The organism is Mesorhizobium sp. M1E.F.Ca.ET.041.01.1.1 (genome assembly GCF_003997355.1).
In the GTDB taxonomy this organism is placed as follows: domain Bacteria; phylum Pseudomonadota; class Alphaproteobacteria; order Rhizobiales; family Rhizobiaceae; genus Mesorhizobium.
In genome coordinates this window covers 1-10,511 of the sequence record NZ_RZSL01000175.1, presented here as the reverse complement: position 1 = coordinate 10,511, position 10,511 = coordinate 1, and the positions used below count along the sequence as shown (strand labels likewise).

The window sequence follows — 10,511 nt, the reverse complement described above, 5'->3', positions numbered from 1 at the left end:
CGCCTCCTCGACCGCCGAATTGCCGCCGCCGACCACAGCGACATCCTTGCCGCGGTAGAAGAAGCCGTCGCAAGTGGCGCAGGCCGAGACGCCGAAGCCCATGAAGGTCTGCTCCGAGGGAATGCCCAGCCACTTGGCCTGCGCGCCGGTGGCGATGATCAGGGCGTCCGCGGTGTAGACCGTACCGGAATCGCCGGCGGCGCGGAACGGCCGCACATTGAGGTCGACCTCGGTGATGATGTCGTTGACGATCTCGGTGCCGACATGCTCGGCCTGCTTGAGCATTTGCTCCATAAGCCAGGGGCCCTGGATCGGATCGGCGAAGCCCGGATAGTTTTCGACGTCGGTGGTGATCATCAGTTGGCCGCCCTGCTGCAGGCCGGCGACAAGCATCGGCTTCAGCATGGCGCGGGCGGCGTAGATCGCCGCCGTATAGCCGGCCGGACCGGAGCCGATGATGAGAACGGGCGCATGTTTGGTGTTCATGAATAAAGTCCCCTGCGGCTCAAGGCCGTGGTTTGTCGCGCGTAATGTAAGTGCTGCCCGCCAAGCCAGCAAGGCAACTCGGCCTTCGTCCCCGGAAAGCTTCGTCACATGCATACCGGGCCATATCGCTGCCCGTTATCAGAAAAATCATCGTAAAGGGATGGCCTCCGGCACGAAACCTAATTACAAAATCGCGAAAGATTCTTGCGCGAAAGCCGACCATGCCGCTCAAAGCCGATCTCGACGCCATCGACTGGAAGATCCTGCGCGAGCTGCAGAATGACGGGCGCATGACCAATGTCGAACTGTCGAACCGGGTCGGCATCTCGGCGCCGCCTTGTCTGCGGCGCGTCAGGCGGCTGGAAGAGGCCGGCATCATCCGCGGCTACCGCGCGCTCCTCAACGCGCCGGCGCTCGGCATGGATGTCGTCGCCTTCTGCCTGATCGGCCTGCACCATCAGGCCGATGCAGAGCTGAAGACCTTCGCCGAACGCACGCGCGGCTGGCCGATCGTCCGCGACGCCTGGATGGTGTCGGGCGAGTCCGATTTCCTGCTGCACTGCGTGGCGAGCGACCTCGGCACCTTCCAGACCTTCGTCATCGAGGAGCTCGCCTCGGCCCCCAATGTCGACACGGTGCGCACCGCGCTGACCATCCGTCGCGTCAAGGACGAGGGGCTGGTGGCCTTCGAGATGAAGCCCTAGACCCTGCCGCGCTCAGCAATAACGTCGCACAGCTTCCGATGATCGTTGCCTGTCATCAGCTTGCGCGCGGTGAAGGCGCCGTCGCCAAGTTTTCGGTTGACCCGGCTTCCGACTTGCCAGCCTTCCACCAGCCCGGCCCGCCGCCCTGCCTCCATGTCGTCGGCCTTATCGCCAACGATGATCGAGCGACCCGTGTCTAAGTTCAATAGATCGCGGGCGCACAGGAGCATTCCCGGATTGGGCTTGCGCATCGGATGATCGTCTACCGCCAGAACACCCGTGCCGCTTGAATGATAGGCACAGGCAAGCACAAGATCGATCTCGCATTCTTCCGCGTCGAGAAGCTGCAAGAGTCGGCCATTGACTGCCGCGAATTCCGGCCAGCCGAAATAGCCGCGCGCGATGCCCGACTGGTTCGAGACAATGATTGCCGGAAGCCCGACAAGGTTGGCGGTTCGGATGACCGGCAGCATCTCCGGCCGCAGGACAATATCTGCAGGGTTGCTCGGATAGCTGGTATCGACATTGATCGTGCCGTCACGATCGAGAAAGACCGCCGGAAGGCCGGCTGGAAAGGTTCTGGCGCTGGTCCGCTCGACCCACAGGCCGGGCTCGACAAGCGGAAACTCAGCGCCGCCGTCAGCCATTGCTGAGACGCGCTTCGACCGCCTCGCACAGATGGTGGTAGAGGCAAAGATGCCCCTGCTGGATGATTGGCGTCGAGGTCGACGGCACGTTGAGCAGGATATCGGTCAGCGGCCTGAGCTTGCCGCCGGTGTCGCCGGTGAGGCTGATCACCGTCATGCCCATCGCCCGCGCCTGCTCGGCGGCCGCAAGGATGCTCGGCGAATTGCCGCTGGTCGAGATGGCAAGCAGCACCGCGCCCTCCGATCCATGTGCCTCGACCTGGCGCGAAAAGACCGTGTCGAAGCCGTAGTCGTTGCCCCAGGCGGTCAGCACGGCGGCATTGGCCGGCAGCGCGATGACGTTGTAAGCCTTGCGCTCCTTGAGGAAGCGGCCGACCAGTTCGCCGGCAATATGGATGGCGTCGCTCGCCGAACCGCCATTGCCGCAGATCAGCAGCGCCTTGCCTTGCGAGAGCGCCGTCACGACCGTGCTCACCGCGCGTTCCATTTCACCGGTGAGGTCGCGCTCGACCATCGCCGAGATCGCCGCCGCCGAGCGGACCAGATAGTCGTTCAGTTCGGACATGAAATCCTCAATTCGTGCCGCCGGCGCGCAGCTTGCCTATCGTACCGGTGGTGCTTTTGCCGGCAACGAGGTCGACCAGCACCACGCGCCCGCCTGCCTTCTGGACCACGTCGGCGCCGACCACGGTGTCGACGGTGTAGTCCGCGCCCTTGACCAGGATGTCCGGCAAGAGCGCCTCGATGAGCGCCAGCGGCGTGTCCTCCTCGAAGACGACGACCGCATCGACCGAGGCAAGAGCCGCGAGCACGCAGGCGCGGTCATGCTGGTCGTTGACCGGGCGCCCCGGCCCTTTCAGCCTTCGCACCGAGGCATCGCTGTTGAGGCCGAGCACCAGCCGGTCGCACTGGCTGCGCGCGGCATGAAGCAGGCTGACATGGCCGGCATGCAGGATGTCGAAGCAGCCATTGGTGAAACCCACCGTCAGCCCCTCTTCCTTCCAGGCCGCCACCATCCGCGCGGCTGCACTGGCGTCCAAAATGGCATCCTTGTGGGCGACCGGCCCGTGCGAGCGGAACAGCGCGCCGGAGAGCTCCTCGACCGTCAGCCGTGCCGTGCCGCGTTTTCCCACCACGACGCCGCCAGCGGCGTTGGCGATTATAGCGGCCTGCACGCGATCGGCGCCTGCGGCCAGTGACAGCGCGAAGGTTGCGATGACCGTGTCGCCGGCGCCGGAGACGTCGAACACTTCGCGCGCCTGTGTCGAGATATGGCGGGCATCCTCCGCCGTGACGACGCTCATGCCCTTTTCGCTGCGCGTGGCGACGATGAACTCGAAGTCATGCACGGCGATCAGGTCGCGTGCCGCAGCCGTGATCTCGTCGTCGCCGAACACCGCGCGTCCGACCGCCTCGCCAAGCTCCTTGCGATTGGGCGTGACCGCCGTCGCGCCGGCATAACGCGCATAGTCTCGGCCCTTCGGGTCGACCAGCACCGGCTTCCCGGCATCGCGGCAGATCGCGATCAAATCGGCCGCCACGCCGTCGAGCAGGATGCCCTTGCCATAGTCGGACAGGATGACGATGTCGGCGCGCGCAAGCGCTGCCTGGAAATGCTCGACGAGCGTCGCGCGCTCGCCGCGGGACAGCGGCTTGATCTCCTCCTCGTCGAAGCGCAGCACTTGCTGGTTGAGCGCGCTGAAGCGGCTCTTCGACGAGGTCATGCGGTCTTGCCGCTGTGTCAGGCCATCGGTATCGGCGCCGAGTTCGCCGAGCATGCGCATGAGGTTGTCGCCGGCCTGATCGGCACCGATCACGGACACAGGGATGGCAGCGCCACCCAGCGATACGATGTTGGAAACGACATTGCCGGCGCCGCCCATGGCCAGCATCTCGCCCCGCCCATGCAGCACCGGGATAGGCGCCTCGGGCGAAATGCGCTCGATGACGCCGCTGACGAAGCGGTCGAGGATGAAGTCGCCAACCACCAGCACGGTAACGTCGCCAAAGCGGGCGATGGCACGATGCAAGGGTTCCGGGGAAGGCAGATGCTGCTTGATCATCTCACTGGCACGCGCCTGAAAGGCGGTTTCTTGATCAGGGTTGCAGCGCCGGAAATCCGGCGCCCATGGTTCTTCGCGATGCCGATATACCGCAATTGGGGCCAGCGCAACGCCGGGCCGGGGCGAACACGCGCGAGTGAAGCGTGAGCTTTGCGGCGCGACTGTGGCCGAGCGAACGTCCTACATGCGTTTGACGTGCTTTATCGACACTCCCACCGGCGTCCCCTATAAGAGCCGGAATCGGCAACGGAACCAGAGGCCTTCATGATCATCGTCACGGGCGGCGCCGGCATGATCGGCTCCAACATCGTCGCCGCGCTCAATGCCGAGGGGCATGACGACATCGTCGTCGTCGACGATCTCACCGACGGGCACAAGATCGCCAATCTGGCCGACCTCCGCATTGCCGACTATCTCGACAAGGACGAGTTTCTGGCCCGGCTGGAGGACGGCGGGCTCGGCCGCATCGAGGCTGTCTTCCATCAGGGCGCCTGCTCGACCACCACCGAATGGAACGGCAAGTTCATGATGGACGTGAACTATGCCTATTCGAAGCGGCTGCTGCACGCTTGCCTCGCGCTGCGCGTGCCCTTCCTTTATGCCTCGTCGGCCTCGGTCTATGGTGGCGGCAGCGAATTCCGCGAGGAGCCCGAGTGCGAGCGCCCGCTCAACGTCTATGCCTATTCCAAGAAGCTCTTCGACGATTACGTCCGCCGCAACGTCGACACCGACCATTCGCAGGTGACGGGGCTACGCTATTTCAACGTCTACGGACCGCGCGAGGCGCACAAGGGCGCCATGGCATCGGTTGCCTTCCATCTCTTCAACCAGGTCGAGCAAGGCCAGAACCCGAAGCTGTTCGGCGCCTATGATGGCTTCGGTCCGGGCGAGCAGAGCCGCGACTTCATCCATGTCGGCGATGTCGCCGAGGTCAATCTGTGGCTTTGGAAACGAGGCCTGAGCGGCATCTTCAACTGCGGCACGGGCCGCGCCCAGCCGTTCCGCGCCATCGCCGAGACGGTGATCGGCACACTCGGCAAGGGTGAGATCGAATTCATCCCCTTCCCTGACCACCTCAAGGGCAGCTATCAGAGTTTCACGCAGGCCGATATGTCCCGCTTGCGCGCGGCCGGCTACAATGGCCAATTCCGAACCGTCGAAACCGGCGTCAGAGACTATGTCGAATGGCTGAGAGCCCAACGATCCTCGTGATCGGCCCACGCTGGGTGGGCGACATGGTCATGGCCCAGTGCCTGTTTTCGGCGCTGAAGGAACAGCATCCGAACGCCGCGATCGACGTGCTGGCGCCTGGCTGGGCCGCACCCTTGGTCAAGCGCATGCCCGAAATACGCTGTCAGATCGACTTTCCGCTGATGCCCGGCGCGCTGGAATTCCGCAGCCGCAGGCGCTTCGGCCGCCTGCTGCGCGGCCGCTACGACATGGCCTATGTGCTGCCGGGAAGCTGGAAATCGGCGCTGATCCCGTTCTTTGCCCGCATTTCGCGCCGCGTCGGCAATTTGAGGGAAATGCGCTACGGCCTGCTGACCGATATCGTTCCCCTGCCCGACGCCCTCAAGCGGCGCACGGCGCGCGCTTATTTCGGCCTTGCGCGCGGCGGCACGTTTCGCGCGCCGAAGCTCACTGTCGACACAGCCAACCAGACGGATCTGCTGGCGCGGTTCGGGCTCGACGAAAAGAAATTCGTCGCCTTGATGCCTGGCGCCGAGTTCGGCCCGGCAAAACGCTGGCCGAGCGAACATTATGCCGAGCTTGCACGAGGAATGATGGCAAAAGGTTTGGGTGTCGCCCTGCTCGGCTCGAAGAACGACGCCGAGGTTACCGGCGAGATCGCAAGGCTCGCGCCGGGCTCTGTCGATCTTGCCGGCAGGACGCGGCTCGAGGATGCCATCGACCTGATCGCCGCGGCGAAGCTTGCGGTCTCGAACGACAGCGGGCTGATGCATGTCGCGGCCGCCGTCGGCACGCCGATCGTCGCCGTCTACGGCTCGACCTCGCCCGAGAACACGCCGCCGCTGACGGATCGCTCGGAACTGATCTGGCTTCATCTTTCCTGCTCGCCCTGCCACAGCAAGACCTGCCCGCTCGGCCATCTCAACTGCCTGAAGACGCTCGACGTCGCACGGGTCGCTGCCGCGGCCGACCGGCTGCTTAGGGTTCCGGCAGCCGCATGAAGGTGCTGATCGTCAAGACATCGTCGATGGGTGATGTCATCCATACCTTCCCGGCTGTCGAGGATGCGCTCCGCAATCGCCCGGACATAAGCTTCGACTGGTGCGTGGAAGAGGCCTTTGCCGGCATCGTCGCCTTGCATCCAGCGATAAAGTCTATCCACAAGGTGGCGATCCGGCGCTGGCGCAAGAAGCCGCTTGACGGCGGCACTTGGCGCGAGATAGCCGGCCTGCGCCGCGCGCTGCGTGCTGGTCATTATGACCTGGTCATCGACGCCCAGGGGCTGTTGAAGTCGGCCGTTGTCGCCAGGCAGGCTGGCGCACCGATCGCCGGCTTCGACCGTTCGAGCGTCCGCGAGCCCTCGGCAACGCTGTTCTACGATCGCGGATACGCGGTACCGCGCGGCCTGCACGCCATCGAGCGCACGCGGCGGCTGTTCGGCCTGGCGCTTGGCTACGAGCCCGATCTTTCCCGTCTCGGGTCCGGCATAGTGCCGCCGGCAGGCAACCTTCCCATCCTTGAAGGCAGGCTTGCCTTCCTGCTGCACGGCACCAGCCGCGAGGACAAGAAATGGCCGGTCGACGACTGGATCGAGACCGCGCGCCAACTGGTGGCCAGACAATTCGCGCCGGTCGTCACCTGGTCGAACGAACAGGAAAAGCGTGTCGCCGAAGCGATCGCTGGCGACGTGCCGAAAACGGTGCTGGTCCCAAAATCGCCGCTTGCCGAGATCGCGGCGATCCTCGGCCGGTCGACGCTGGTGATCGGCGCCGACACCGGTCTCACCCACCTCGCCAGCGCCTTCGGCCTGCCGACGGTCGCCATCTTCCTGGCGACGGAGCCGGGCTTGACCGGCCCGCGCGGGCCGTTCTCCTCGACCCTGCTGGCGCCCGCAGGCGGCAGGGTGACGCCGGCCGAGGTGATGGCTGAAGCGGAACGGCTGCTGGCACAGCGCGCTTTCTCCCCCGCAAGGGGGAAGATTAAGAGCTAGATGAACTGCACCTGGACGATCTCGTAACCCCGCGCGCCGCCCGGAGCGTTGACCTCGATGGCGTCGCCGACTTCCTTGCCGATCAACGCACGCGCGATCGGCGAGGAGATCGAGATGCGGCCGGACTTCACGTCCGCTTCCTGGTCGCCGACGATCTGATAGGTCTTCTTTTCCTCGGTATCCTCGTCGACCAGCACGACGGTCGCGCCGAACTTCACCTTGTCGCCGCTGAGCTTCGTGACGTCGATCACCTCGGCCCGCGCGATCAGGTCCTCAAGCTCGTTGATACGGCCCTCATTGTGGCTCTGCGACTCTTTCGCGGCGTGGTACTCGGCATTTTCGGACAGGTCGCCATGCGAGCGCGCTTCGGAGATCGCCTCGATGATGCGCGGACGCTCTTCCTGCTGGCGCCAGCGCAGTTCTTCCTTCAATGACGCGAACCCCTCGCCTGTCATCGGGACCTTGATCATATACCTGACCTTTCCTGCCGCCGCCCCCGTTTATCGGGAGCAGCCTTGTCGATGGTACAAAAAGAAAACGGTCCGGCAGCCTCGGGCTAACGGAACCGTTTCACCACAATTTCCCCGAATATAGCGATCTTCGCGCGATTTTCACGCCCAAAAAATCAACTTTGGCAAAATCATCACCGCTTTCATGCGGTTGATGTGGCAGCATCAAGCAAAAAACCGGCTGCGATCGCTCGCAGCCGGTTCGAAAAGTCTTGGGACTGAATCAGCTCCTCAGGAAACGGTCGATCTGCTCGGAGAGCATGCCATATTCGCGCGAGCCTTTGCCGGTCCGCTTCTCGATCTCCTTCAGCTGCTCCTGCGCGCCGGCAAGATCGCCGATCTGCAGATGGGCCTCGCCGAGATATTCGCGCACCAGCGTGTAGTCGGGATTGATGCGCAGCGCTTCCTCGTAATAGCCGAAGCCGACCGTGATGCGGCCGGAATGGCGGTGCGAATAGCCGAGATAGTTGAGGATGCGCGGATCCTGCTTGTTGGCGGCTAAAGTCAGCACCGAGATCGCCTCGTCATAGCGTCCGGCCATCGCGAGATCGTGGCCCGCTTCGTAGATGCTGTCGTCATCCAGCATGCCATATTGCGGCTTTACGCATTTGTTTTTCTTCTTGTCCCAGACCTCGCCCTTCTTGCACTGGGTGGTGCCACCACCGCTGCCGCCACCACCGCCTTCGCCGGCCGTGAAAGCTGGCGCCACAAACAGTGGCAGGGCCGCAACAGCCAGGACCTGAACAAGCAATCGTCTGCGCATCGATGCCTCCTTGAGCGTGACAATGGCAGATTAACGCCGCCTTGATGCGGATTCATCCCGAAAAGCAGGTGACGGCCGAACTATTTCGAATGTTCAAGGCGGCTCGGCTGCTTGCGAACGGATGTGACGCGGGCCGCAAATCCGCTATCATCAGTCGAGCGCACGACGAGGAGAAAGGCCAGTGCAGCAGCGCCTCGAGAAGGAATGGGAGCTTTCGATCGACCCGGACACGGTGCGCCTGTTTATCCTCAAGGCCAAGGCGCTGAGCGCCGGCGTCAACGAGGATTACGACGACGGCGCCGAGCACGAGGTCGAGTTCGACGGCGACAGGCATGACAGCCACCACCATGACGGCCTTGTCGAAGAAGCGTCGGAAGACCTCACCGAGGAGGAGTTCCGCGAGCTGATCAACGATCTCAACGTCGATGAAGCGGCCGAGCTCGTGGCGCTGGCCTGGGTCGGCCGCGGCGACTACGATGCTTCCGAGTGGGTCGAGGCGGTGGCCGCGGCCCGCGAGCGAGCCAACAGACGCACGGCAAAGTATCTGCTTGGCCTGCCGCAGCTCGCCGACTGGCTCGAGGAAGGCCTGGAGGCGATCGGCGCGTAACCGGCCCGTAACGGATTTTGATCGCAGCGCCGCTGCTTCCAAGGCAACCTTGCCGTGCCGGGCCCGTTTCCGGCCGATGGCAACGCTGAGCTTTTCCGGATTTTGCAGACTGGCGCTGCCTTTGGCGGCGGCGGCCCTGCTGATCACGCCGGCCGATGCCAAGCATCGTCACAGGCAGCCGCTGACACCGCGTATGGAGCAGCCGTTGACGCAGCGAGCCGATCAGCCACTGAGGCCGAGGAGCAAGCACCGCGTGAGATCCCGGGGCAAGCGGCATGCCGCGCCAACGCTGACGCAACAGCAAACGCAGGTCCAGCCGACCTCGCCCGCCGATGTTCCGGTGCCACAGCCACGTCCCGCGGAAGCGCAAAAGGCTGAAGAGCGGAAGGCTGCCGGTCCAAAGGACGCTGACGCATCCGACCGGTTCAATCAAGAAAAGTCTCGGCAGCGTCCCGAGCCTTCGGCCCCGGAGCCGTCAACCGATATGGAAAGCGAACCTGAGGCGCCGGCCGCAGTGCCGATTCCGACACAAAGACCCGACATCGCGGAACCGGAGCCGCCCGCTGTCGCACCGAAGCCACCCGAAAAACCGGCTGATACCGGCGACAACAAAATGCTGCCCGATCCGCGCTCGGCTGAATTGCCTGCCGACAGGATGCCGGAAGAAGAGGTGGCGTGCCGCGATCGGCTGAAGGCGCTCGGCGTCGAATTCGAGGAGCACAAGGCCGAGCACGACGCCGAGATCGGCTGCTCGATCCCCTACCCCATCGTTCTGAAAACGCTGGGAAAATCGATCGGTATCGGTTCCGGCACCGAGCTCAATTGCCGGATGGCCGAGGCTGCCGCGCGCTTTGCCGCCGATGTCATCCGGCCGGCGGTAAGGGCCGAATTCGGCGCCGATCTGAAATCGATCGCCCAGGCCTCCGCCTTCGTCTGCCGTCCGCGCCACGGCGGCGGCAAGCTTTCGGAACACGCCTTCGGCAATGCGCTCGATATCGCCTCCTTCACGCTGTCGGATGGCAGGACGATCGAAATTGGTCCGGTGCCGCCCGAGAAGGATGCCAAGTTCCTGGCTACTGTGCGCAAGGCCGCCTGCGGGCCGTTCAAGACAGTGCTCGGTCCGGGCAGCGATGCCGACCATTCGCTACATTTTCATTTCGACCTCGAGCCGCGCCGCCACGGCGGAACCTTCTGCCAATAAAAAAGGATTTCAAGAACAGTCGCCGCAATTCGGCCCCAGGCATGAATGCCGGCGCTGATCTTTCCTTTACTGTTGGCGACTAAACTTGTGCCATCCGGGGACAGGAAGCCTTTCAATGACCGGAAGACTTGGCGCCATGCTTGCCATGGCGCGACAGAACGATTTTGCGCGCTCTGCCACCGTCTGGCTGGCCACCGGGCTTGCCGTCGCGGCCGTGTCGGCCTGCAACACGGGCGATGTCTTCTCGCTGCAGCCGGCCGTCGACGTCGGCAGCCAGACCGCTGCCGTGCCCGAGGCGCCGCAATATTCCGGCATGCAGCGCCTCGTTCCTTCCAATCCCTATATGACCC

12 protein-coding genes and 1 pseudogene are annotated in these 10,511 nt (G+C 64.1%); 7 read left to right on the top strand and 6 right to left on the bottom strand.

From position 1 onward, the window contains the following. Window positions 1–486, bottom strand: a 486-nt coding sequence (locus EOA38_RS16345) for an FAD-dependent oxidoreductase (protein ID WP_189434700.1), incomplete at its 3' end; no start/stop codon positions are given. A gap of 221 nt (window positions 487–707) precedes the next feature. On the opposite strand from EOA38_RS16345, the gene EOA38_RS16340 reads away from it, so the two are divergent. Continuing rightward, window positions 708–1,190: an Lrp/AsnC family transcriptional regulator gene (locus EOA38_RS16340; protein ID WP_126092433.1), complete on the top strand. Its 483-nt coding sequence runs from the start codon at window positions 708–710 to the stop codon at window positions 1,188–1,190. Here the strand turns inward: EOA38_RS16340 and EOA38_RS16335 are convergent. The 3 genes from EOA38_RS16335 to rfaE1 are packed head-to-tail and all read right to left on the bottom strand — an operon-like array spanning window position 1,187 to window position 3,900. Continuing rightward, complete coding sequence (locus EOA38_RS16335) at window positions 1,187–1,837, bottom strand: HAD-IIIA family hydrolase (protein WP_126092432.1); 651 nt, start codon at window positions 1,835–1,837, stop codon at window positions 1,187–1,189. The genes EOA38_RS16340 and EOA38_RS16335 overlap by 4 nt on opposite strands. Then, window positions 1,830–2,402, bottom strand: a complete 573-nt coding sequence (locus tag EOA38_RS16330; RefSeq protein WP_126092431.1) for an SIS domain-containing protein — start codon at window positions 2,400–2,402, stop codon at window positions 1,830–1,832. The genes EOA38_RS16335 and EOA38_RS16330 overlap by 8 nt, the downstream gene beginning before the upstream one ends. Before the next feature lie 7 nt (window positions 2,403–2,409). Beyond that, entirely contained in the window at window positions 2,410–3,900 is a 1,491-nt protein-coding gene (gene rfaE1 / locus EOA38_RS16325; protein WP_127299684.1) for a D-glycero-beta-D-manno-heptose-7-phosphate kinase, read from the bottom strand. Window positions 3,901–4,164: 264 nt separating this feature from the next. On the opposite strand from rfaE1, the gene rfaD reads away from it, so the two are divergent. The 3 genes from rfaD to waaC are packed head-to-tail and all read left to right on the top strand — an operon-like array spanning window position 4,165 to window position 7,081. Further along, window positions 4,165–5,112: an ADP-glyceromanno-heptose 6-epimerase gene (gene rfaD, locus EOA38_RS16320; RefSeq protein WP_126092429.1), complete on the top strand. Its 948-nt coding sequence runs from the start codon at window positions 4,165–4,167 to the stop codon at window positions 5,110–5,112. Further along, entirely contained in the window at window positions 5,085–6,092 is a 1,008-nt protein-coding gene (gene waaF / locus EOA38_RS16315; RefSeq protein WP_126092428.1) for a lipopolysaccharide heptosyltransferase II, read from the top strand. Before rfaD ends, waaF begins: the two co-directional genes overlap by 28 nt. Further along, window positions 6,089–7,081 carry a lipopolysaccharide heptosyltransferase I gene (gene waaC / locus EOA38_RS16310; protein ID WP_127299683.1) on the top strand — a complete coding sequence of 331 codons (993 nt, stop codon included), beginning with the start codon at window positions 6,089–6,091 and terminating at the stop codon, window positions 7,079–7,081. The genes waaF and waaC overlap by 4 nt, the downstream gene beginning before the upstream one ends. Here waaC and greA read toward each other — a convergent pair. Together greA and EOA38_RS16300 are read right to left on the bottom strand one after the other, a co-directional pair. Continuing rightward, window positions 7,078–7,551 (bottom strand): transcription elongation factor GreA, encoded by a 474-nt coding sequence (gene greA, locus EOA38_RS16305; RefSeq protein WP_040970906.1) that lies wholly within the window; start codon window positions 7,549–7,551, stop codon window positions 7,078–7,080. The two genes, waaC and greA, sit on opposite strands and share 4 nt — an antisense overlap. Before the next feature lie 262 nt (window positions 7,552–7,813). After that, entirely contained in the window at window positions 7,814–8,353 is a 540-nt protein-coding gene (locus EOA38_RS16300) for a tetratricopeptide repeat protein (protein ID WP_127299682.1), read from the bottom strand. 181 nt (window positions 8,354–8,534) lie between these two features. Here EOA38_RS16300 and EOA38_RS16295 point away from each other — a divergent pair, with 181 nt between their 5' ends. The 3 genes and pseudogenes from EOA38_RS16295 to EOA38_RS16285 form a co-directional block, all read left to right on the top strand. Beyond that, window positions 8,535–8,960: a DUF3775 domain-containing protein gene (locus tag EOA38_RS16295; RefSeq protein WP_126092425.1), complete on the top strand. Its 426-nt coding sequence runs from the start codon at window positions 8,535–8,537 to the stop codon at window positions 8,958–8,960. 193 nt (window positions 8,961–9,153) lie between these two features. Further along, window positions 9,154–10,161, top strand: coding sequence for an extensin family protein (locus tag EOA38_RS16290; protein WP_127299685.1), 1,008 nt, complete (start codon window positions 9,154–9,156; stop codon window positions 10,159–10,161). Between the two features lie 115 nt (window positions 10,162–10,276). After that, window positions 10,277–10,511, top strand: a pseudogene (locus EOA38_RS16285) (extensin); the annotation flags it as partial.